Source organism: Burkholderia sp. b14 (assembly GCF_900156195.1).
In the GTDB taxonomy this organism is placed as follows: domain Bacteria; phylum Pseudomonadota; class Gammaproteobacteria; order Burkholderiales; family Burkholderiaceae; genus Mycetohabitans.
Genome location: NZ_FTPJ01000003.1, coordinates 1,631,571 through 1,652,968 on the forward strand (window position 1 = coordinate 1,631,571; position 21,398 = coordinate 1,652,968).

Annotated in this window: 19 protein-coding genes and 2 pseudogenes; 14 read left to right on the plus strand and 7 right to left on the minus strand. The window is 63.1% G+C overall.

All coding sequences use genetic code 11. The annotated features are described in order from the left end of the window. Positions 1-189 precede the first annotated feature (189 nt). Together hslV and hslU are read left to right on the plus strand one after the other, a co-directional pair. Entirely contained in the window at positions 190-726 is a 537-nt protein-coding gene (gene hslV / locus B0B13_RS11945) for an ATP-dependent protease subunit HslV (RefSeq protein ID WP_076796583.1), read from the plus strand. Positions 727-825: 99 nt separating this feature from the next. Then, the gene (hslU, locus tag B0B13_RS11950) at positions 826-2,163 is read left to right on the plus strand and encodes an ATP-dependent protease ATPase subunit HslU (protein ID WP_076787558.1); all 1,338 of its coding nucleotides are present in this window, start codon (positions 826-828) and stop codon (positions 2,161-2,163) included. Between the two features lie 27 nt (positions 2,164-2,190). Here hslU and B0B13_RS11955 read toward each other — a convergent pair whose 3' ends face one another. Next, a complete protein-coding gene (locus B0B13_RS11955; RefSeq protein ID WP_076785904.1) occupies positions 2,191-2,733 on the minus strand; it encodes a response regulator transcription factor in 543 nt (180 codons plus the stop codon). After that, positions 2,730-3,998 (minus strand): ATP-binding protein, encoded by a 1,269-nt coding sequence (locus B0B13_RS11960; protein ID WP_076785903.1) that lies wholly within the window; start codon positions 3,996-3,998, stop codon positions 2,730-2,732. Before B0B13_RS11960 ends, B0B13_RS11955 begins: the two co-directional genes overlap by 4 nt. A gap of 335 nt (positions 3,999-4,333) precedes the next feature. On the opposite strand from B0B13_RS11960, the gene argB reads away from it, so the two are divergent. From argB to B0B13_RS11995, 7 genes and pseudogenes are all read left to right on the plus strand, one after another. After that, positions 4,334-5,233, plus strand: coding sequence for an acetylglutamate kinase (gene argB, locus B0B13_RS11965; RefSeq protein WP_076785902.1), 900 nt, complete (start codon positions 4,334-4,336; stop codon positions 5,231-5,233). A 2-nt stretch (positions 5,234-5,235) separates the two neighbouring features. Continuing rightward, entirely contained in the window at positions 5,236-6,036 is an 801-nt protein-coding gene (locus B0B13_RS11970; RefSeq protein ID WP_237574008.1) for a pyrimidine 5'-nucleotidase, read from the plus strand. Between the two features lie 35 nt (positions 6,037-6,071). After that, positions 6,072-6,319, plus strand: a pseudogene (locus B0B13_RS19810) (nucleoid occlusion factor SlmA); the annotation flags it as partial. Positions 6,320-6,563: 244 nt separating this feature from the next. Continuing rightward, complete coding sequence (gene metX, locus B0B13_RS11980) at positions 6,564-7,709, plus strand: homoserine O-succinyltransferase MetX (RefSeq protein ID WP_076796585.1); 1,146 nt, start codon at positions 6,564-6,566, stop codon at positions 7,707-7,709. Beyond that, positions 7,706-8,314, plus strand: coding sequence for a methionine biosynthesis protein MetW (gene metW, locus B0B13_RS11985; protein WP_076785899.1), 609 nt, complete (start codon positions 7,706-7,708; stop codon positions 8,312-8,314). Before metX ends, metW begins: the two co-directional genes overlap by 4 nt. Before the next feature lie 26 nt (positions 8,315-8,340). Beyond that, positions 8,341-9,624: an AmpG family muropeptide MFS transporter gene (locus B0B13_RS11990; protein WP_076796588.1), complete on the plus strand. Its 1,284-nt coding sequence runs from the start codon at positions 8,341-8,343 to the stop codon at positions 9,622-9,624. Between the two features lie 71 nt (positions 9,625-9,695). Further along, entirely contained in the window at positions 9,696-10,577 is an 882-nt protein-coding gene (locus tag B0B13_RS11995; protein WP_237574010.1) for a M48 family metallopeptidase, read from the plus strand. Between the two features lie 44 nt (positions 10,578-10,621). Here B0B13_RS11995 and B0B13_RS12000 read toward each other — a convergent pair whose 3' ends face one another. The 5 genes and pseudogenes from B0B13_RS12000 to gatC form a co-directional block, all read right to left on the minus strand. After that, positions 10,622-11,410, minus strand: a complete 789-nt coding sequence (locus B0B13_RS12000; protein ID WP_076785896.1) for an exodeoxyribonuclease III — start codon at positions 11,408-11,410, stop codon at positions 10,622-10,624. 64 nt (positions 11,411-11,474) lie between these two features. After that, positions 11,475-11,621, minus strand: a pseudogene (locus B0B13_RS19455) (polyphosphate kinase 2 family protein); the annotation flags it as partial. After that, positions 11,620-13,095, minus strand: a complete 1,476-nt coding sequence (gene gatB, locus B0B13_RS12005) for an Asp-tRNA(Asn)/Glu-tRNA(Gln) amidotransferase subunit GatB (protein WP_076797315.1) — start codon at positions 13,093-13,095, stop codon at positions 11,620-11,622. The pseudogene B0B13_RS19455 and the gene gatB, both read right to left, overlap by 2 nt. Then, positions 13,092-14,585: an Asp-tRNA(Asn)/Glu-tRNA(Gln) amidotransferase subunit GatA gene (gatA, locus tag B0B13_RS12010; protein ID WP_076796594.1), complete on the minus strand. Its 1,494-nt coding sequence runs from the start codon at positions 14,583-14,585 to the stop codon at positions 13,092-13,094. The genes gatB and gatA overlap by 4 nt, the downstream gene beginning before the upstream one ends. A 22-nt stretch (positions 14,586-14,607) precedes the next feature. Further along, complete coding sequence (gene gatC, locus B0B13_RS12015; RefSeq protein WP_076785894.1) at positions 14,608-14,907, minus strand: Asp-tRNA(Asn)/Glu-tRNA(Gln) amidotransferase subunit GatC; 300 nt, start codon at positions 14,905-14,907, stop codon at positions 14,608-14,610. A gap of 336 nt (positions 14,908-15,243) precedes the next feature. Here gatC and B0B13_RS12020 point away from each other — a divergent pair, with 336 nt between their 5' ends. Genes B0B13_RS12020 through rodA form a run of 5 tightly spaced genes read left to right on the plus strand, consistent with a single transcriptional unit; the run spans position 15,244 to position 21,374 of the window. Next, positions 15,244-16,287 carry a rod shape-determining protein gene (locus tag B0B13_RS12020; RefSeq protein ID WP_076785893.1) on the plus strand — a complete coding sequence of 348 codons (1,044 nt, stop codon included), beginning with the start codon at positions 15,244-15,246 and terminating at the stop codon, positions 16,285-16,287. 35 nt (positions 16,288-16,322) lie between these two features. Then, positions 16,323-17,339 carry a rod shape-determining protein MreC gene (gene mreC / locus B0B13_RS12025; protein ID WP_076796597.1) on the plus strand — a complete coding sequence of 339 codons (1,017 nt, stop codon included), beginning with the start codon at positions 16,323-16,325 and terminating at the stop codon, positions 17,337-17,339. Then, positions 17,336-17,848: a rod shape-determining protein MreD gene (gene mreD, locus B0B13_RS12030; RefSeq protein WP_076785892.1), complete on the plus strand. Its 513-nt coding sequence runs from the start codon at positions 17,336-17,338 to the stop codon at positions 17,846-17,848. Before mreC ends, mreD begins: the two co-directional genes overlap by 4 nt. A 17-nt stretch (positions 17,849-17,865) precedes the next feature. Further along, complete coding sequence (gene mrdA, locus B0B13_RS12035) at positions 17,866-20,217, plus strand: penicillin-binding protein 2 (RefSeq protein ID WP_083703731.1); 2,352 nt, start codon at positions 17,866-17,868, stop codon at positions 20,215-20,217. Positions 20,218-20,225: 8 nt separating this feature from the next. Further along, a complete protein-coding gene (rodA, locus tag B0B13_RS12040) occupies positions 20,226-21,374 on the plus strand; it encodes a rod shape-determining protein RodA (protein WP_076796599.1) in 1,149 nt (382 codons plus the stop codon). Positions 21,375-21,398 lie beyond the last annotated feature (24 nt).

Below are 21,398 nucleotides of genomic sequence, written 5' to 3' on the forward strand. Positions count from 1 at the left end.
TAGGCGTGCCTTTTTTATTTGTGGCGCGCTTCTTGCGCGAGCATTGTACGCGCGCGTTGCGTCATATCAGCACTGCCCCGCGTGCGCACGCCTTGATATTGCGCCAGCCGCCCTAAAATAGGCGAGAACGCGCGACTTCAGTCCTGTCCCGCGCCGCTGGTGCGCGACCCCGCTTTAAAGGAATTCCACATGGAGCAATATCACGGCACAACCATCGTCTCGGTACGGCGAGGCAACAGCGTTGCATTAGGCGGCGACGGTCAGGTGACGCTGGGCAACATCGTCATGAAGGGCGGCGCCAAGAAAGTGCGGCGCATCTACGGTGGCAAGGTGCTGGTGGGTTTCGCCGGCGGCACCGCGGACGCATTCTCGCTGCTGGACCGCTTTGAAGGCAAGCTGGAAAAGCACCAGGGCAACCTGACCCGCGCCGCCGTCGAACTGGCCAAGGACTGGCGCACCGACCGCATGCTGCGCCGCCTGGAAGCGATGCTAATCGCCGCGGACGCGGAAACGACGCTAGTGATTACCGGCAACGGCGACGTGCTGGATCCGGAAGGCGGCATTTGCGCCATCGGCTCGGGCGGCGCATACGCGCAGGCTGCGGCCCGCGCACTCGCGCAGAACACTGAGTTGAGCGCGCGCGACATTGTCGAAAAGGCGCTCGCGATTGCCGGCGACATGTGTATCTACACGAATCACAACCGCGTCATCGAAACCATCGAATAAATGAAGCCGGGTGCCGGGCGAGCTTGCGCGGCCCATTGTGCCCACGCATCGCGGCTTGCGGGCCGATTCAGGCCCGGCGCCACCTGAAGGATGTCGAACATGACTACCATGACTCCCGCTGAAATCGTCTCCGAACTAGACAAGCACATCATCGGCCAGGGCCGCGCCAAGCGCGCCGTCGCGGTCGCGCTGCGCAACCGCTGGCGCCGTCTGCAGGTGCCAGAGCCGTTGCGCCAGGAAATCACCCCGAAGAACATTTTGATGATCGGACCGACTGGCGTGGGCAAGACCGAAATCGCGCGACGCCTGGCCAAGCTCGCCGACGCGCCGTTCATCAAAATCGAGGCCACGAAGTTCACAGAAGTCGGCTACGTTGGACGCGATGTCGATAGCATCGTGCGCGACCTAATCGATATCTCGGTCAAGCAGACACGCGAATCGGAAATGCACAAGGTCCGCACGAAGGCACAGGACCTGGCGGAGGACCGCATCCTGGACATCCTGTTGCCGCAGGCACGGCCCGTCGGCTTCAGCCCGACCAGCGAGGAGAGCGAGCGCGAGAGCGCGACGCGCCAGACATTGCGCAAGCGACTGCGCGAAGGCCAGCTCGACGACAAGGAAATCGAGCTCGACATCGTGGCGCCACAGGTCGGCATGGACATCATGGGTCCGCCCGGCATGGAGGAAATGACGGAGCAGATCCGTTCGATGTTCGCCAATCTCGGCGGCGGCAAGAAGCAGCACCGCAAGGTCAAGATCAAAGAAGCCTTGAAGCTGTTGACCGATGAGGAAGCCGCCAAAATGGTCAACGAAGAAGATATCAAGACCCGCGCGGTACAGAACGCCGAACAGAACGGCATCGTCTTTCTCGACGAGATCGACAAGATTGCGTCGCGTCAGGAAGCCGGCGGTGGCGAGGTGTCACGCCAGGGCGTACAGCGCGACCTACTGCCGCTTGTGGAAGGCACGACGATCAACACCAAGTACGGCATGGTGAAGACCGACCACATCCTGTTCATTGCCAGCGGGGCGTTTCACCTGGCCAAACCGAGCGATCTGATTCCCGAACTGCAAGGACGGTTTCCAATCCGCGTCGAACTCGATTCGCTGTCGGTCGGTGACTTCGAATCGATCCTGGTACGCACCGACGCGAGCCTGGTCAAGCAATACCAGGCACTGCTCGCAACCGAAGACGTACACCTGGAGTTTGCCGATGACGGCATCAAGCGCCTGGCAGAAATCGCCTTTTCGGTTAATGAAAAGACTGAAAACATCGGCGCGAGGCGGCTGTACACGGTGATCGAAAAGCTGCTCGAAGAAATTTCGTTCTCGGCCGGCAACCATTCGGGCCAATCGGTCAAGATCGACGCTGCGTACGTGGACAGTGCACTGAACGACGTGTCGCAAAACGAAGACCTGTCACGCTACGTGTTGTAACGCGGCTCGCCGCCGTGCGTGCACCGCTCATTGCTTCACGGGCCGTTTCGCCAGCTTGCGTTGCAGCGTGCGGCGGTGCATGTTCAGCGCACGCGCGGTCGCCGAAATATTGCCGCCGTTGTCGGACAGCACGCGCTGGATGTGCTCCCATTCGAGCCGTGCCACCGACAGCGGTATCGGATTCTCGAGCGCCTCGTCGGCTTGTGACTCGCTTGCGTCCACGCGCAACGCCGCCAGGATCGTCTCCACGTTGGCCGGCTTGGCCAGATAATTGTCCGCACCGTCCTTGACGGCCTGCACCGCCGTCGCAATGCTCGCATAGCCGGTCAGCACGAGGATTCGCGCCTCGGGCTGTAGCTTACGCAGTGGTGCGATCAAATGCAGCCCCGAATCATTGCCCAGATTCAGGTCGACCGTGATTTGGCCGAACGGCAGCGCATCAGCGAGCTTCAGTGCGCTGTCGCGCTCGTGCGCCTGGTGAACGGTATAGCCGCGCCGGGTCAGGCCGCGCGCGAGGATGCCAGCAAATACCTCGTCATCGTCAATCACCAGAAAATTCATTTCGCTCATTGTACTTCTCCATTTGAATGCGCTTGGATCGCGGGCAGGCGCAGCATCGCACGGGTGCCCGTGGTGGCCGGCTGCGGCAACTCGGTCAGCTCGATCGAGCCGCCCAGCCGCGCCGCCGTCGTAAACGCGAGATACAAGCCAACGCCGTGGCCCCCTTGTGTGCTTTCGACCGGTGCCTGCCCGAGTTTGGCGCGCCGTTCAGGCGCAATGCCAGGACCGCGGTCGCGAATGTCGAAGACCAGCATGTCGCCGTCACACGCCGCCTCCAACGTCACCGATTCGCGGCAGGCCCGGGCCGCATTGTCCAGCAAGATGGTCAAGATCTGCCCGACCGCCACGGTATCGGCGACCAACACGTCGGCGGGCGCCGTGCCGATCCGCGAGAAATTCACATGCGGGTGACGCAGCCGCCACTGTTCGATGAATGCGTCGAGCCAACTGCCCACCGGTTGTTGGCCGGTGGGCAGCGCTGCCCGTGTGCGCAGCCGGGCGAGCGCTGAACGGCACAACGCCAGCTGTTGCTCGAGCAGGTCGAAATCGGCCTGATAGGGCGCAAGCGCCTGGTCGGTATGGGACAGGTCGCGCAACTCTTCGGCCACCATCGCGATCGTCGACAGTGGCGTGCCGATCTCGTGCGCGACGCTGGCGGCCTGCGCGCCCAACGCCACCACCCGCTCGTCGCGCAACAGCCGCTCCTGCGCCTCGCCCAATGCCGCATCCCCCTTGCGCAACGCGGACGACATGCGCGAGACAAACCACGAGATCAGCCCGACGCTGACCATGAAGTTTACCCACATGCCGGCCCGGTAGTAATCGAACAGGTTGGCCGGGTTGTCCATGTTCAACGGCACTGAATCGAAGCCGAGCAACCAATAGCAGGCGACTGCGAACGCCGCGAGCCATGCGGCCAGACGCCACGGCAACACCGCCGCCGCAATCGCCAGCGAAGGCAAGTACAGCGACACGAACGGATTGGTCGTGCCACCCGATAGAAACAGCAGCGCGGACAGCGCACCGAGGTCGACCCACAGCTGCCCCATCAGCTCGATGTGCGTTTCCGGCTTGGCTTGGGCCACGCGGATCCACGTCAGAATGTTAAAGATCACTTCCAACGCGATGACGATGAGCATCGCGGTGAGCGGCAAATGCACGCCATAGGCGATCTGCACGACGGCGATAGTGACCAGTTGGCCAATGATCGCCAGGCAACGGAGCCAGAACATATGGCCGAGATTGACCCGGCCGGGATTTGCATACGGTGTCATGCGACAAGTTTACCGGTTTGACGTGGCACGACCCCGCAGTCAACTCAAGCTCGATCACGCTCGCGACACTATGACGCAAGTGCCAGCGCGCTGCAGTCGGGCACTGCAGCAGCGTGGCGTACGCGCTACGACAGGCGGGCGACACTTCGTGCCGGCCGCGTCACAGCACCACACTATCGGCACGCTCGATGATGGGGTTCCCAATGTCTGCGCGTCTTTTATCGGCAGCACGCCAGGACGACAAGACACGTCAAAAAAGCCCGGCGAGCGGCATCGTGCCGACACTTCAGTCCTGTACAATTCGCGGTTGTTTGCCTGCTCAGTCCGCTCGCACCATGTCCGACACCAACGATTTGCCTGCCATCTCACCCGCGCTGAAGGCCGAAATCCTCGCGGAAGCGCTGCCTTACATCCGCCAGTACCACGGCAAGACGGTCGTGATCAAGTACGGTGGCAACGCGATGACGCAGGAGCGCCTGAAGCAAGGCTTCGCACGCGACGTTGTACTGCTGAAGCTGGTAGGCATCAATCCGGTCATCGTCCATGGTGGCGGCCCGCAGATCGACCAGGCGCTAAAGAAAATCGGCAAGCAGGGCACGTTCATACAAGGCATGCGCGTGACGGACGAGGAAACGATGGAGGTTGTCGAGTGGGTGCTCGGCGGCGAGGTGCAACAAGACATCGTCACGCTAATCAACCATGTTGGTGGCCACGCGGTCGGCTTAACGGGCAAGGACGGCGGACTGATCCATGCACGCAAGCTGCTGATGCCGGACCGGGAAAAGCCGGGTGAATTTCTCGACATCGGCCAGGTCGGCGAGGTCGACTCGATCAATCCCGCGGTCGTGCGGGCGCTGCAAGACGATGCGTTCATCCCAGTCATTTCGCCGATCGGCTTCGGCGAGGATGGGCTCGCGTACAACATCAACGCGGACCTGGTCGCGGGCAAGCTGGCGGTCGTGCTGAACGCGGAAAAGCTGGTGATGATGACAAACATCCCGGGCGTGATGGACAAGAGCGGCACATTGCTCACGGATCTGTCGGCGCGCGAGATCGATGCACTATTCGCCGACGGCACGATCTCCGGTGGCATGCTGCCGAAAATCTCGTCAGCCCTAGACGCGGCCAGGAGCGGTGTGCGCTCCGTGCACATCATCGATGGACGCATCGAGCACTCGGTACTGCTCGAGATCCTGACCGAGCAGCCGTTTGGCACGATGATCCGGTCGCACTGACCATGGCCACGCGCGCGCGCCGGCGGCGCATTGCCCACCCGCGCGGCCCGGTCTGGTTGTTCGACCTGGACGATACGCTGCACCACGCGTCGCATGCGGTGTTCCCGCAAATCAATCGGGCGATGACCGACTACATCGAGCGTGCGCTGCAGGTCAGCCGGGACGAAGCGGATCGGCTACGCGTGCACTACACGCGGCGCTACGGTGCGACACTGCTGGGACTCGCGCGGCACCATCCACTCGATCCTGACGATTTCCTCGCGCAGGTCCACCGATTCCACGATCTGCATTCGATGCTGCGCGCCGAGCGCGGGCTCGCCCGGCTGTTGCGCGCGCTGCCGGGGCGCCGGATCCTGCTGACCAACGGCCCGCGCCGCTACGCGCAGGCCGTGCTCGACGCGCTGGGCATCACTGAGCTGTTCGAACAAGTGATCGCCATCGAGCAGATGCGGTACCGCGGCCGCTGGCACGCCAAACCCGATGCCGGCATGCTGCGCCGCACATTGCGCCGCGCGCGAGTGCGGGCGCGCGACGCAACGCTGGTCGAGGACACCCGCTCGCACTTGAAACGCTACAAGCGCCTGGGACTGCGCACTGTATGGATGGTTGGGCACTTACCCCCCGTGCCCAAGGCTTCGAGCGGCCCGCCAGCGCTGGCGGGCACTGGACGTGCGCACTATATCGACTGCCGCATACGTTCGATAAAATCGTTACGACTCAAGCCTCTAAACGCATCGCGGAGGGCACCATGCGGCAACCGTCCAGACGCCCCGGCACGGCGCCCGAATCGCCGTGCGCACTGACCGACAGCGCCACGCCATCGTCCACGAACGGCGCCGGGCCGCACGCGCGGCTGACCGCACGCATGAGCCAACTCACCGAGCGCCTGCAAGCTTCGCTGCGCCAGCGCCTGAGGCTGGCGTGCGCCGAGCATGCCGATACGTTGCCGTGCGGCTACGATCCGGCGTTGCGCGCGGACCTTATCATCCGCTACGTGCTGGGGCGCTGGCACCACTATGCGCGCAGCGGCTTTCACAAAAGCCGTTTGAGCACGCCGCTGCACAGCTGCGGCTGTTGCTGCAATAGCGGCCATACCTGCGCCGCCTACGTCAGCGGAACAATTTCGTTTATACTTGTCGGTCACAAGCTTTCCTCTGCGCGCCGATTTGCTGACTCGATTGCGGGCGCGCGAACCCAAGCGGTTCAGTACAAATCCGGCTAAAGCGGTCGTCAGCGGTCCATGCGTGCGCCCATACACGCAGCACCTTTGACCCTTTGCCGACTTGTTATCCGCACGCCCGCGCAAGCGGACAACAACACAGGCAAGGGTATGAGTTCGATCGGCATCGTCGTTCCACAAACGCTCCACTTCACCACACCGCTGCACCTGCAAAGCGGCTTGTCACTCGCCGGCTACGATCTGACGATTGAAGCCTATGGCACGCTCAACGCTGCGCGCTCCAACGCGGTGCTCGTCTGTCACGCGCTGAACGCGTCACACCACGTGGCCGGAGTGTATGAACATGAGCCCAAGAACCTCGGCTGGTGGGACAACATGGTGGGCCCAGGCAAGCCACTCGACACGGACCGCTTCTTCGTGATCGGCGTGAACAATCTCGGCTCGTGCTTCGGCTCCACCGGTCCGATGAGCATCGATCCGGCCACCGGCCTGCCCTATGGCGCGCGCTTTCCAGTGGTCACCGTAGAGGACTGGGTCAATGCGCAGGCGCGCGTCGCCGATCATTTCGGCATCGAGCGTTTTGCCGCGGTGATGGGCGGCTCGCTCGGTGGCATGCAGGCGCTCGCCTGGAGCATCCTGTATCCGCAACGCGTCGCACATTGTGTGGTTATCGCCTCGACGCCCAAGCTGTCGGCGCAAAACATCGCGTTCAACGAGGTCGCCCGCTCAGCGATCCTGTCCGATCCGGATTTCCATGGCGGTGACTACTATGCGCACGGCGTCAAACCGCGCCGCGGCCTCAGGGTCGCGCGTATGATCGGGCACATCACGTACCTGTCCGACGACGATATGGCCGCGAAGTTCGGCCGCGCGCTGCGCCGCGCAGACGGAGCGATGGATACCTACAATTTCAATTTTGACGTCGAATTCGAAGTCGAGTCGTACCTGCGGTACCAGGGCAACAAGTTCGCCGACTATTTCGACGCCAATACCTACCTGCTAATCACGCGCGCATTGGACTACTTCGACCCCGCCAAGGCGTACGACGGCGACCTGACCGCGGCGCTCGCGCAGACACAGGCCAACTACCTCGTAGTCAGCTTTTCAACAGATTGGCGTTTTGCGCCGGCGCGCTCGCGAGAAATCGTCAAGGCGCTGCTCGACCACAAGCGCAACGTGACCTATGGCGAAATCGATGCGCCGCACGGCCACGACGCATTCTTGCTCGACGACGCGCGCTATCACAATCTGGTGCGCGCCTACTACGAACGCATCGCCACGGAGATCGGCGCATGAACCAGCAAGCCTTCGATACCCTGTCCACCCGCGCCGATTTCCGCATGATTGCGCGCTGGGTCGAGCCGCGCGCAAGCGTACTCGATGCCGGCTGCGCGGATGGCTCGCTGCTGGCCATCCTCGCTGAGGAATTGGACGTGCACGGCTACGGGATCGAGATCAACGATGCGGGCGTGCTTGGCTGCGCACAAAAGGGCGTCAACGTCATCCAGCAAAATCTGGAGGACGGCCTGCGGCTGTTTGAGGATCAGAGCTTCGATTTCGTGATCCTGTCTCAGACGCTGCAGACCCTCCACCAGACCGCGGCGATCCTGCGCGAGACCGTGCGGGTCGGCAAGGAATGCATCGTGTCGTTTCCCAATTTTGGCTACTGGCGGCATCGGCTCGCGGTGCTCCACGGCCGCATGCCGGTCTCCCAATCACTGCCCTACCAATGGCACAACACGCCGAACGTGCGCGTGCTGACGATCCGCGACTTCGAAACACTCGCTCCGGAGGTCGGCATCCGGATTCTGGAGCGAGCCGTACTGCACGGCGGCCGCGCGATCCGGTGGGGAACGAACTGGCGTGGTAGTCTTGCGGTCTATCGCGTCAAGAAAATTTGACCGTCCCTTTCGTTGACCGCAGATCCATGTCCACTCCACCTCACGAAGCCCGCACACTGGCCGCACGCGATCCCCACTCGGGCTGGCGCGCCTACTTCAATACACGCATGTTGATCTGCGTGTTCCTTGGATTCACCTCGGGACTGCCGCTGTTTACGCTGCTGGTTCTGGTGCAGGCGTGGCTGCGCAGCGGCGGCGTCGATATCAAAACCATTGGCCTGTTTGCATTGTTGCAGTTTCCCTATACGTGGAAATTCGTGTGGGCGCCGTTAATGGACCGCTTCGTGCCCGGGTTCGGCCGCTGGCGCCCTGGGCGACGGCGTGGCTGGATGTTGCTGACTCAACTCGGCGTGCTGTCGCTGGTCGCCACCATGGGCTTCGTGTCGCCGAGCAACTCAATCCGCACGGTGGCCGTGCTCGCAGCCGCCCTTGCATTCGCCAGCGCAAGCCTGGACATCGTGCTCGACGCGTACCGACGCGAGTTGCTGAAAGACACCGAGCAGGGCCTCGGCACGGCAATCCACGTGAACGCGTACAAGCTAGCCGCCCTCGTGCCCGGTTCGCTGTCGCTGATCCTCGCAGACCACTTCGCGTGGTCGACGGTCTTTGCGGTCACCGCGGCGTTCATGCTGCCTGGCGTGGTGACGGCGCTCGTGGTGCGCGAGCCGCAGGTGCAGGGCACACTGCCACGCACGCTGGAGGAAGCCGTGGTGATGCCGTTTCGCGAATTCGTCGCGCGCGACGGTGCGAAGCAGGCGCTGATCGTGTTGGCGTTCGTTTTCCTGTACAAGCTCGGCGACAACATGGCGACGTCGCTGGCAACGTCGTTCTACCTGGACATCGGCTTTACGAAAACTGAGATCGGACTGGTGGCCAAGACCAGCAACTTTTGGGCGAGTATTGCCGGCGGCATTCTCGGCGGCATATGGCTAATGCGCATCGGCACGGCGCGCAGCTTGTGGATTTTCGGCGTCGCGCAGATGGTCGCAGTGCTTGGCTTCGCAGCGCTTGCCCGCACGGGCCATACGCTGCCTGGACTGGCCGTGGTCATCAGCCTCGAGGCGTTCGCCACAGGCCTGGGTACGGCCGCGTTCACCACATACATCGCCAGCACTACTGACCCACGCTATACCGCAACGCAGTTTGCGTTGTTCACCAGTCTCGCGTCGATGCCTCGCACATTCGCCAATGCCGGCGCCGGCTATATCGTCGCGCAGACCGGCTGGTTTGAGTTCTTTCTGCTGTGCGCCGTGCTGGCGATCCCGGGCATGCTGCTGCTGCCGCGGGTTGCACCATGGAGAGCACGCTGATGCGGCGCCCGTATGTCGGTTGGCGTCCTGGACGCGCTCGGTGCCCGCGGCCGCCTCGGGCAGGCGTCCTCGTGCTCGCCAGACGACTGGCTGGCGTGGCGCTGCTGATCGGCGGTGCCGTCGCGCCGCCGTCCGGCGCGCAGCCGAGGACCGGCAACGCCGAGTCATATGATCCGGCTCAGGCGGTGCGCTTCGGCAACGCGGCGGCGTTCCGCCACCTGATTTCGCCGTCGATGCTTGAACAACAGGCCAGCGGCGAATACCGGCAATGGGTGCACAGCGCCCAGCAGCGAGGACAATTGCTGCCCGATGGCGACCCGCAGGTCAAACGGGTTCGCGCGATTCTGCAAAGGCTCATCCCGTATGCGCTGAAATGGAATGAACGCGCGAAACGGTGGCAATGGGAAGCCTATGTGGTGCGCTCGCCGCACATGATGATCCGCTGCCTGCCCGGCGGCAAACTGCTGATCAACAGCGCGCTACTCACGCGTCTGCGCCCGAACGACAATGAACTGGCGATGCTGATGGGCCACATGGTGGCTCACGCGTTGCGCGAACACGCGCGCGAACGCCTGGGCCGGCAACAGGCCACGCAATTGGGCGCCGGCACGATCCCGCAGTTGTTTGGGCTGGCCGATCTCGGGTCCACGCCGCTGGACATCGGCACGCACCTCGCGCACTTACGCTACGATGCAGCCGACGAGACTGAGGCTGACGTGATCGGCGATGAGATCGCATCGCGCGCCGGTTTTGACCCAAGAGCCGCGCTGACAGTATGGAGCCGGGCCACCGCCCTGCCGGGCGCCAGCAAGACGAGTTTCATCGCGGCCCATCCGATGACGCCGCAGCGCGCCGCTGACCTGCGCAAGCGATTGTCCGACATGCTGCCACTGTATGCAAAGGCGCTCGGCACGACTACCGACGCGTTGCCGCGCTACCGACACAACCGTTAAGCCACGTGGCGACGCCGCAGCGGACGCGACGAGCGCCGGCCATGTCACGCCGCGCGGCGGCGCAGCGTGTAGTCATAGTCGATTGTTAGCGGCGCGTGATCACTGAACTTAATATCGCGGAAGATCGACGTGCGCCTGGCCGTCGAGGCAATACCGGCTGTCGCGATCTGGTAGTCGATTCGCCACCCGACGTTTTTCGCATAGGCTTGGCCGCGGTTGCTCCACCACGTGTACTGCTCGGGCCGCGGATCCAGCGTGCGAAAGACGTCCACATAGCCAAGCTCGTCGAATACCTTGCTTAACCATGCGCGCTCTTCGGGCAAGCACCCGGAGTTTTTCTGGTTGCCTTTCCAATTCTTGATGTCGATTTCCTTGTGCACGATGTTGACGTCGCCGCAGAAAATCACTTCGCGCTCGCGCCGAAGCTCGTCCAGGTGCACATAGAAATCATCCATGAAGCGGTACTTGACCGCCTGCCGCTCCTCGCCGCTCGAACCCGACGGCACATAGACCGACACCAGCGACAGGTCGCCGTAGCGCAGCTCGACATAGCGTCCCTCGTGGTCGAACGCCTTGCTGCCGAAGCCGGCGATGAACTCGTCCGGTTCATGCCTCGTATAGAGCCCGGCGCCGCTGTACCCCTTCTTCTGCGCATGCTGGAAATAGCCGGTGAAGCCGTGCGGCGCGAGGAATTCGGGCGTCATGTCATCCTGCGAGCACTTGATTTCCTGCACGCAGACGATGTCGGCGTTCTGTTTGCCGAACCAGTCGAAAAAGCCTTTCTTCGCGGCGGAACGTATGCCGTTCAGATTGGCGGTGATGACTCGCAGCATGGTGTGTTGTTTCCTTGTTGACGGATGATCGTGGAAGCTGGCGGCACGCGCCAGCCTCTACGGATTACTTGACAACGATACCGTTGAGCGAGGCCTTGGCCGGTGGATAACGCAGGTCCAACCCCGCCAGCCGCCGCAACAATAGCTCGGCGACCATCAGGTTGCGATGAGTCTTCGAGTCCGCTGGCACGATGTACCAGCGCGCACGATCAGGACAGCTTTTTCTTTAACAGCTCGTTGACCTGCTGCGGGTTGGCCCGCCCCTTCGTGGCCTTCATCGCCTGACCGACCAGCGCGTTGAATGCCTTGTCCTTGCCCGCGCGGTATTCGTCGACGGACTTCGGATTGGCGGCAAGCACCTCGTCCAGAATCGCCTCGAGCGCGCCGCTGTCGGAGATCTGCTTGAGTCCCTTGGCGTCGATGATGCGGTCTGCCGCCGCGTCGTCGGTGGCCTTCTCGTCCCAGATCGCGCCAAAAATCTCCTTGCCGATCTTGTTCGAGATCGTACCGTCAGCGATCCGCACGAGAACTAGCGCCAATTGCGCGGCCGATACCGGCGACTGCCCGATGTCCAGCCCATCGCGGTTCAGCTGCGACGCAAGCTCGCCCATTACCCAGTTCGCCGCCATCTTCGCATTCGCAACGCCCACCTTGGACACCACTGCCTCGTAGTACGCGGCAAGCGCCTGTGACGTTGTGAGCACACCCGCGTCATAGCCGGGCAAGCCGTACTGTTCGGCAAAGCGACGCTTCATCGCGTCCGGCAATTCCGGCAGCGCGCGGCGGACCTCGGTGATCCACTCGCTGTCGATCACGAGCGGCATCAGGTCCGGGTCAGGGAAGTAGCGATAGTCATGCGCGTCTTCCTTGCTGCGCATCGAGCGCGTCTCGCCACGGTCCGGGTCGTACAGCCGGGTTTCCTGCACAACGGTGCCACCGTCCTCGATCAGCTCGATCTGGCGGCGCACCTCGTATTGGATCGCCTCTTCCAGAAAGCGGAACGAGTTTAAGTTCTTGATTTCGGCGCGTGTGCCCAATGCCTGCTCGCCGAGCCGGCGCACCGACACGTTCGCGTCGCAGCGAAACGAGCCTTCCTGCATGTTCCCGTCGCAAATACCTAGCCAGACGACCAGCGAATGCAACGCCTTTGCATAAGCCACCGCCTCGGCGGCGCTGCGCATGTCCGGCTCGGTCACAATCTCTAGCAGCGGTGTGCCAGCGCGGTTCAGGTCGATGCCGGTCATCCCGGCGAAATCCTCGTGCAACGACTTGCCGGCGTCCTCCTCCAAGTGCGCTCGAGTCAATCTGATCGTCTTCTCGTACGCATCGCGGCCAGCCTTTTCGTTCGCCTCCACCTGGATCGTGATCGAGCCGCCTTGCACAACCGGCAACTCGTACTGACTGATCTGGTAGCCCTTGGGCAAATCCGGATAGAAGTAATTCTTGCGCGCAAACACGCTGCGCGGCGCGATCGTCGCGCCGATCGCCAACCCGAAGCGTATAGCCCGCTCGACGGCGCCCCGGTTTGCGATGGGCAGCGCCCCGGGCAAGGCCAAATCAACTGCGCAGGCCTGCGTGTTCGGCTCGGCACCGAACCGCGTCGAGGCCCCGGAAAAAATCTTCGACTGGGTCGACAGCTGCGCGTGTGTCTCCAGCCCGATTACCACTTCCCACTGCATAGTCAGACTCCCGCGGGCACTTGCCGATGCCAATCGGTGACGCGTTGGAACGCATCGGCGACTTGCAGCATCCGCGCTTCGTTGAAATAGTTGCCGATGATCTGTAGGCCGACCGGCCGCGCCGCATGGGCGCCAGTGCCAAAGCCGCATGGCACGCTCATGCCCGGCAATCCGGCTAGGCTCGTGGACAGCGTATAGATGTCCGCCAGATACATCTGCAGCGGATCGTCGGCCTTCTCGCCCAGGTTCCACGCGACGCTCGGCGACACCGGGCCCATGATCATGTCGCATTGCTCGAACGCGTTCTGGAAGTCCTGCGCGATGATCCGACGAATCTTTTGGGCCTGCAGGTAGTACGCGTCGTAGTAGCCGTGTGACAGTACGTACGTGCCGACTAGGATGCGGCGCTTGACCTCGGCGCCAAAGCCCTCCGAGCGTGTCTTCTTATACATGTCGAGCAGGTCGCGGTACTCGGCCGCGCGATGGCCGTAGCGCACGCCGTCAAAACGTGACAAATTCGACGACGCCTCGGCCGGCGCGATCACATAGTAGACTGGGATCGACAGCTCCGTCTTAGGCAGCGATACGTCCACCAGTGTCGCGCCAAGTTCCTCGTATTGCCGCAGTGCCGCATCGATCGCCGCGCGCACGTCGCCCGACAGCCCCGCGCCGAAGTACTCACGCGGCAACCCGATGCGCAGCCCGGCGAGCGGGCGGCCGGCGAGCGCGCCGGCATCCTGCCACGGCTTGCCAAGCCAGCGCGTGTAGTCTTCCGCGTCGCGTGGCAAGCTCGTCGAATCGCGCGGGTCAAAACCGCTCATTGCACCTAGCACGAGCGCGCAATCGGCGGCCGAGCGCGCCATCGGCCCTCCCTGGTCGAGCGACGACGCGAACGCGATCATCCCGTAGCGGGAGACGCGGCCGTAGGTCGGCTTGATGCCGGTAATCCCAGTCAGCGACGCCGGCTGGCGAATCGAGCCGCCGGTGTCGGTGCCGGTGGCCACCGGCGCCAGTGCAGCGGCCACCGCCGCGGCCGAGCCGCCCGACGAGCCGCCCGGCACCGCATTCCGGTCCCACGGGTTGCGTACCGGGCCGAAGAACGAATTCTCGTTGGACGAGCCCATCGCGAACTCGTCCATGTTGGTCTTGCCCAGCGTGACCATGCCCGCCGCCGCCAGCCGCTCGACGACCGTCGCGTCGAACGGACTCACGTAGTCGGCCAGCATCCGGGAGCCGGCGCTGGACTTCCAGCCGCGGGTCACGAATACATCCTTGTGCGCCACCGGCAGGCCAAGCAGCGGCCCACGCTCGCCGCGCGCGAGCCGCTGGTCGGCCGCGCGCGCCGCGTCCAGCGTCAGTGGCGGATTCACGTCGATGAACGCGTTCAGCTCGCGTGCGGCCTCGATACGCTGCAGGAAGTGCTGCGCAAGCTCGAGCGCCGATACCTGCTTTGTATCGAGCGCGGCGCGCAATTCAGTAAGGCTTTTCTGATGCATCGTGCGGTTTTCCTGCGTCGCGTTATTCGATCACTTGCGGTACCAGATACAGGCCGTCCTGCACCGCCGGCGCGCAGCGCTGGTTGTCCTCGCGCCGCACGTGCTCGGTCACGGCGTCCTCGCGCAGCCTCAGCGCGACGTCCTCGATCTGCTCGATCGGATGCGCGAGTGGCGCGATGCTAGTCGTGTCCACGGCCTGCATCTGCTCGACCAGGCCAAAAAACTGGTTCAATTGCTCGAGTATGGGCTCGGCCTCGCGTTGCCCGAGCTCGATGCGCGCCAGGTGCGCAATGCGGTTTACGTCAGTGGGGGTCAAGGCCATGCGGTCACCAAGGATGGAGGGGAAAAAGCGGGCAAAAACGTCCCCCGCTTTTCTTCGAATGAGCTGAAATTATAAGGTATCATTACGCGTTCGCCCTAAACCCGGCCGGCCTTACCGTCATCTTTCAGCAATGTCCTCCGCACGCGCGTACTTCCGTGGCTGCGGCATTCGCGTTGCCCAGATGCGTGCACCGCCTGCGCCGGTAAAATTTTTGTTCCCGCAGCTTCGTGACTGCGCGGCGGCCGCCTTCCGGACCTCTGCCGAAGCTGTTGTTTTACCCGCCGCCGGCGCATACGCACATTTCCCGCGACCGGCATCCGCGAGACAGGATTTTTAATGTTCGGTTTTCTCCGCAGCTATTTCTCGAACGATCTGGCGATTGATCTAGGCACCGCCAACACACTGATCTACATGCGCGGCAAGGGTATCGTGCTCGACGAGCCGTCGGTTGTATCAATCCGCCAAGAAGGCGGGCCCAACGGAAAAAAGACGATCCAGGCCGTGGGCAGAGAAGCTAAGCAGATGCTCGGCAAGGTGCCGGGCAACATTGAGGCGATCCGCCCGATGAAGGATGGCGTGATCGCCGACTTCCGCGTCACCGAGCAGATGATCAAGCAGTTCATCAAGACCGCGCACGAATCGAGGATGTTCTCGCCATCGCCGCGAATCATCATCTGCGTGCCGTGCGGCTCGACACAGGTCGAGCGCCGGGCAATCCGTGAAGCCGCGCTCGGCGCCGGCGCATCGCAAGTCTACCTGATCGAGGAACCGATGGCCGCGGCGATTGGCGCCGGCCTGCCAGTGTCGGAGGCGACCGGCTCGATGGTCGTGGACATCGGCGGCGGCACCACCGAAGTGGGCGTGATTTCGCTCGGCGGCATCGTATATAAGGGCTCGGTACGGGTTGGCGGCGACAAATTCGATGAAGCGATCGTCAATTACATCCGCCGCAACTACGGCATGTTGATCGGCGAGCAGACCGCCGAGGCGATCAAGAAGGAGATTGGCTCGGCGTTCCCCGGCTCCGAAGTGAAAGAAATGGAGGTCAAGGGCCGTAACCTGTCCGAAGGGATCCCGCGCAGCTTCACGATCTCGAGCAACGAGATCTTGGAAGCGCTGACGGACCCGTTGAACCAGATCGTCTCGTCGGTCAAGATCGCCCTGGAGCAGACACCGCCGGAACTGGGCGCCGATATCGCCGAACGCGGCATGATGCTGACCGGCGGCGGCGCACTGCTGCGCGACCTGGACCGGCTGCTCGCGGAGGAAACGGGGCTGCCGGTGCTGGTAGCCGAGGATCCGCTCACGTGCGTGGTGCGCGGCTCCGGCATGGCGCTCGAGCGGATGGACAAGCTCGGCAGCATCTTCTCGTACGAATGATCCGGCTGAAGTAAATGCGGTTTCGGGCGTCGACCATGGAATACAGTCCGCCGCCCCTGTTCAAGCAAGGTCCTTCGGCGCTCGCGCGTCTGTTCACGTTTGTCGGTCTCGCGCTCGTACTGTTGATTACCGACGCGCGTTTTCAAACGCTCGAAGTCGTGCGCGAAGTGATCGGCACGGGGCTCTATCCTTTACAACGCGCGGCGCTGGTGCCACGCGATCTGATCGTCGGCGGCACCGACCTATTCGTCACGATCCATTCGTTGCGCAGCGAGAACCAGACGCTGCGCGACAAGAATCTGCAGTTGTCGGTACATGCGTCGCAAGCGGCCCAACTGCTGGCCGAGAATGAACATCTGCGCCGGCTGCTGCAGTTACAGCAGCATTCAACGATACAGACAACACCCACCGAGATTCAGTACGACACGCGCGACCCATTCACGCAGAAGGTCATCATCGCCGGCGGCAGCCAGCAGGATGTGCAGGCAGGCGCACCGGTGGTGAACGAAAAAGGCGTAATCGGGCAAGTCACACGCGTCTTCCCGTTGCAATCTGAGGTCACGCTGCTGACCGACAAGGACCAGGCGGTGCCAGTGCAGGTGGTACGCACCGGCATTCGCAGCGTCATCTACGGCACCCCTAAGGGCGACGTACTGGATCTGAGGTTCGTGCCGACCAGCGCTGATGTGAAGACCGGCGACGAACTGGTGACAAATGGGCTGGACGGCGTCTACCCGCCGGGACTGCCGGTGGCCAAGGTTATTTGCGTCGACCGCCAAGCGGACACCACATTCGCCCGGGTGGTCTGCGAGCCGCTCGCGCCGGTGCGGGGCGCCCGCCAGTTGTTGGTACTGCGCTACGATGCGCGCACGCCGCCGCACCCCACCGACACGGACACCGGCGCGGCCAAGGATGCCGGTAAGGCAAAGGCCAGGAAGGGCGCGAAGGCAGCCGCCGGCAAGAACGCCGCGGCACCGGCTGCGACGGGCACCGGCTCGCCGGCATTATCTGCCCGAGCCGCGTCGGCCACGGTAACCAGAGCACGGCAATGAATCGACCTCATCACATCTTGCTGCCGGTCAATCCGTACTTCATTGCGTTCAGCCTGGCCGCGGCGTTTTTTTTGAATCTGCTGCCATGGGGCAAGTGGATCGGCGTGCCCGATTTCGTCGCGATCGTGCTGCTGTTTTGGAACGTGCATCAACCGCGCAAGGTCGGCATGGGCATCGCGTTCCTGCTTGGGCTGCTAATCGACGTGCACGATGCGAGCCTATTCGGCGAGCACGCGCTCGCCTACACACTGCTGTCGTACGGGGCAATCATGGTGCACCGGCGCGTGCTGTGGCTATCGCTGGGTGCGCAGGTCTTCGTCGTGATGCCGCTGCTGATGCTCGCGCAGGCCGTGCCGTTCGCGATTCGGCTGATTGCCGGCGGTGCATTCCCGGGCTGGGGCTACTTGCTGGACGGCTTCGTCGGCGCGCTGCTGTGGCCGGTTGCCAGCGTGCTACTGCTGTTGCCGCAGAAACGCGCGGCCGACCACGACGACACGCGACCGATTTGACCGGGGCCCGCTCGCAGATGACGCAGTTCAACCATCCCCGGCAGGCACTGGCGCGCTTCAAGCTTCGTGTGGCCGCCGCGGGCGTGTTCGTGCTCGCGTGCTTCGCGCTGATCGGCTGTCGCTTTCTGTATCTGCAAGTCTGGAACTACAACAAATACTCGCTTCAGGCTAACGAAAATCGCATCTCGGTCGCGCCGATCGTGCCGAATCGCGGCATCATCATCGACCGCAACGGCGTGGTGCTTGCGAAGAACTACTCGGCCTACACGTTGGAGATCACGCCATCGAAGATCGACGGCACACTGGATGAGGTCATCGAGCAGCTGTCGGACGTGGTCAATATCGATGCGCGCGACCGCCGCCGCTTCAAGAAACTGCAGGAGGACTCGAAAAACTTTGAGAGTCTACCGATTCGCACGCGATTGACCGACGACGAAGTGGCCCGCTTCACCGCGCAGCGCTATCGGTTTCCGGGTGTGGAAGTGCGCGCGCGGCTGTTCCGGCAATACCCGCTCGGTACGACCGCGGCGCACGTGATCGGCTACATCGGCCGTATTTCACAGCGCGACCAGGAGCGCATCGACGCGGCCAGCGAAAAAAACGACAGTGACCCGGAGCACTACGATCCGCGACTCGATGCGAACAACTACAACGGCACCGACTATATCGGCAAGATCGGCGTCGAGCAGAGCTACGAGACCGAGTTGCACGGCGTGACGGGCTTCGAAGAAGTCGAGGTGACCGCGGGTGGCCGCCCGGTGCGCACGCTGTCGCGCACCCAGGCCAAGCCCGGCAACAATCTGCGGCTGTCACTCGATATCGGCCTGCAGCAAAGCGCGGAGCAGGCATTTGCAGGCAAGCGCGGCGCGTTGGTCGCCATCGAACCGTCGACGGGCGACGTGCTTGCGTTCGTGTCGTCGCCCAGCTTCGATCCAAACCTGTTCGTCGATGGCATCGATCAGCCAACCTGGGATGAGTTGAATACGTCACCCGACCGGCCGCTGCTGAACCGGCCGCTACGCGGCACCTATCCGCCTGGCTCGACATACAAGCCGTTCATGGCGCTGGCCGCGCTCGCCACGCACAAGCGTACGCCGAATTGGAGCTTCCAGGATCCTGGCTCGTACACGTTCGGCGGCCACACATTCCGCAACGACGTGCCACAGGGACAGGGCTGGGTCGACATGTACCGTTCGATCGTCGTGTCCAACGACACGTATTACTACATGCTCGCACACGATCTGGGCGTCAACACGATTGCGAGTTTTATGAAGCAGTGGGGGTTCGGCCAGCAGACCGGCATCGACGTCGAGGGCGAAGCACGCGGTGTGCTGCCGTCCACCGACTGGAAGAAACGCGCCTATCGCAAGCCCGAGCAGCAGCGCTGGTACGAAGGCGAGACGATCAGTCTCGGCATCGGCCAAGGTTACAATTCGTATACGATCCTGCAACTCGCGCACGCTGTCGCGACGCTGGCGAACAACGGTGTGGTCATGAAACCTCACTTGGTCAAGGATGTCGAGAACCCGATCACGCGCGAATTCCGGCTGACGGTGCCCAAATCCAGTGGCCGCATCCAAGGCATCACGCAGGCGGACCTCGACGTCGTCAAGCACGCGATGAAAAACGTGATGGACAGCCCGTCAGGCACCGCGTACAAAATCTTTGGTAACGCACCCTATACGTCGGCCGGCAAGACTGGTACGGCGCAGGTGTTTTCGCTGCAGGGCCAGAAATACCGTGCGCATGCGCTGGCCGAGCACCTGCGTGACCACGCGCTGTTCATCGCTTTCGCGCCGGTCGAGCGCCCGCAGATCGCGCTCGCATTGATCGTCGAGAATGGCGGCTGGGGAGCCCGGGCGGCCGGCCCAATTGCCCGCAAAGTGCTTGACTATTACCTGATCGACCGCGTCAAGCCCGGTGCCGAAGCCGCCTCCGTCGCGATGGCAGCGTCGGCGACCGACCTCGGCGGCACGCCGGTGATCGGCGGCGCGCAAACCCCAATACAAGCCGCGCTGCCGGCGTCGGTGGTCAGCAGCAGCGCCGCCTTCGCGCCACAGGCGGCATCGAACCCGGCCGTCGCAGCGGCGGTGACGTCTGCGTCGGTGCTCGCGGATGCGGCGCGCAAGAGTACTCGCAGCGATCCGCCACGCGGCGCTGTGGGCGCTGTGGGCGCGTCAGCGGCAGGCGCCGCGGGCGGTGGTACCGCCACCCCGGACACCGGCAGCGGCGACGATATGCCCCCCGCCCAACAACCGATACCCGGTCCATACGAGCCCCCGTCGGAACAGGGGCCGCGTGCGCCGGCCGACACGCCAGCCACGTTGAATCGATCCGGGGGCGCGCATGGCGCTACCCCGGCGCACTAGGAGTCGCCATGCCCATCGAGCCTCGCGTGCTGATTGGACGCGCAAAACGGATGTTCGCCGGCTTCGACAAGCCACTTGCGTTGATCGTCTTCTTGTTGCTATGCGTGGGTCTGCTTACGCTGTACAGCGCCAGCATGGACGTACCCAGACGCGTCGAGGACCAGGTCCGCAATATCTTGCTCACGTTCGTGCTGATGTGGGCGATCGCGAACGTACCGCCGCAGACGCTGATGCGTTTTGCCGTGCCCGCCTACTCGTTCGGTGTGGCACTGCTCATCGCCGTGGCGCTGTTCGGCTTGACTAAGAAAGGCGCCAAACGTTGGATCAATGTCGGCGTCGTGATTCAGCCATCTGAAATCCTGAAAATCGCCATGCCGCTGATGCTCGCGTGGTACTACCAGCGACGCGAGGGCGTGATACGGTGGTACGACTACCTGATCGGCCTGATCATCCTGGCAGTGCCGGTCGGGCTGATCGCCAAACAGCCCGACTTGGGTACTGCGATCCTGGTGCTGTCCACGGGACTGTTCGTGATCTACTTCGCGGGCTTGAGTTTCAAGCTAATCGTGCCGCTGTTGCTGGCGCTGGTGATCGGCGTCGGCTCATTGATCGCAACCGAGGACCGGATTTGTCAGCCGGACGTGCAATGGGTTCTGCTGCACGACTACCAGAAGCACCGCGTCTGCACGCTGCTCGATCCGAGTTCAGACCCGCTTGGCAAAGGATTTCATACGATTCAGGCGGTCATCGCGATCGGCTCCGGCGGGGCCTTCGGCAAAGGCTGGCTCAAGGGAACGCAGGCGCACCTGGAGTTCATTCCGGAAAAACATACGGACTTCATTTTCGCCGTGTTCTCCGAAGAGTTCGGTCTAGCCGGCGGGCTCATGCTGCTGTTCCTGTACCTGCTGCTCGTCGCGCGTGGCCTGTACATCGCGGCCAACGGCGCCACGCTGTTCGGCCGATTGCTGGCCGGGGCGCTGGCGCTGTCCTTCTTCATGTACGCATTCGTTAATATCGGCATGGTCAGCGGTATTCTGCCCGTAGTAGGCGTACCGCTGCCATTCATGAGCTACGGCGGCACCGCGCTGATCACATTGGGCATCGCGACCGGGATGATCATGAGCGTGGCGCGACAAAAACGCCTGATGCAAAGCTGACGACGGCGCGTCGGTGCCCGGCCC

Coding starts and splice junctions, on each gene's coding strand:
- mreD (WP_076785892.1), top strand. CDS start 17,336: ATGAATCGACCTCATCACATCTTGCTGCCGGTCAATCCGTACTTCATT.
- gatC (WP_076785894.1), bottom strand. CDS start 14,907: ATGGCCTTGACCCCCACTGACGTAAACCGCATTGCGCACCTGGCGCGC.
- B0B13_RS12000 (WP_076785896.1), bottom strand. CDS start 11,410: ATGCTGCGAGTCATCACCGCCAATCTGAACGGCATACGTTCCGCCGCG.
- B0B13_RS11990 (WP_076796588.1), top strand. CDS start 8,341: ATGTCCACTCCACCTCACGAAGCCCGCACACTGGCCGCACGCGATCCC.
- mrdA (WP_083703731.1), top strand. CDS start 17,866: ATGACGCAGTTCAACCATCCCCGGCAGGCACTGGCGCGCTTCAAGCTT.
- B0B13_RS11955 (WP_076785904.1), bottom strand. CDS start 2,733: ATGAGCGAAATGAATTTTCTGGTGATTGACGATGACGAGGTATTTGCT.
- mreC (WP_076796597.1), top strand. CDS start 16,323: ATGGAATACAGTCCGCCGCCCCTGTTCAAGCAAGGTCCTTCGGCGCTC.
- hslV (WP_076796583.1), top strand. CDS start 190: ATGGAGCAATATCACGGCACAACCATCGTCTCGGTACGGCGAGGCAAC.
- rodA (WP_076796599.1), top strand. CDS start 20,226: ATGCCCATCGAGCCTCGCGTGCTGATTGGACGCGCAAAACGGATGTTC.
- B0B13_RS12020 (WP_076785893.1), top strand. CDS start 15,244: ATGTTCGGTTTTCTCCGCAGCTATTTCTCGAACGATCTGGCGATTGAT.
- hslU (WP_076787558.1), top strand. CDS start 826: ATGACTACCATGACTCCCGCTGAAATCGTCTCCGAACTAGACAAGCAC.
- argB (WP_076785902.1), top strand. CDS start 4,334: ATGTCCGACACCAACGATTTGCCTGCCATCTCACCCGCGCTGAAGGCC.
- B0B13_RS11970 (WP_237574008.1), top strand. CDS start 5,236: ATGGCCACGCGCGCGCGCCGGCGGCGCATTGCCCACCCGCGCGGCCCG.
- metW (WP_076785899.1), top strand. CDS start 7,706: ATGAACCAGCAAGCCTTCGATACCCTGTCCACCCGCGCCGATTTCCGC.
- gatA (WP_076796594.1), bottom strand. CDS start 14,585: ATGCATCAGAAAAGCCTTACTGAATTGCGCGCCGCGCTCGATACAAAG.
- metX (WP_076796585.1), top strand. CDS start 6,564: ATGAGTTCGATCGGCATCGTCGTTCCACAAACGCTCCACTTCACCACA.
- B0B13_RS11960 (WP_076785903.1), bottom strand. CDS start 3,998: ATGACACCGTATGCAAATCCCGGCCGGGTCAATCTCGGCCATATGTTC.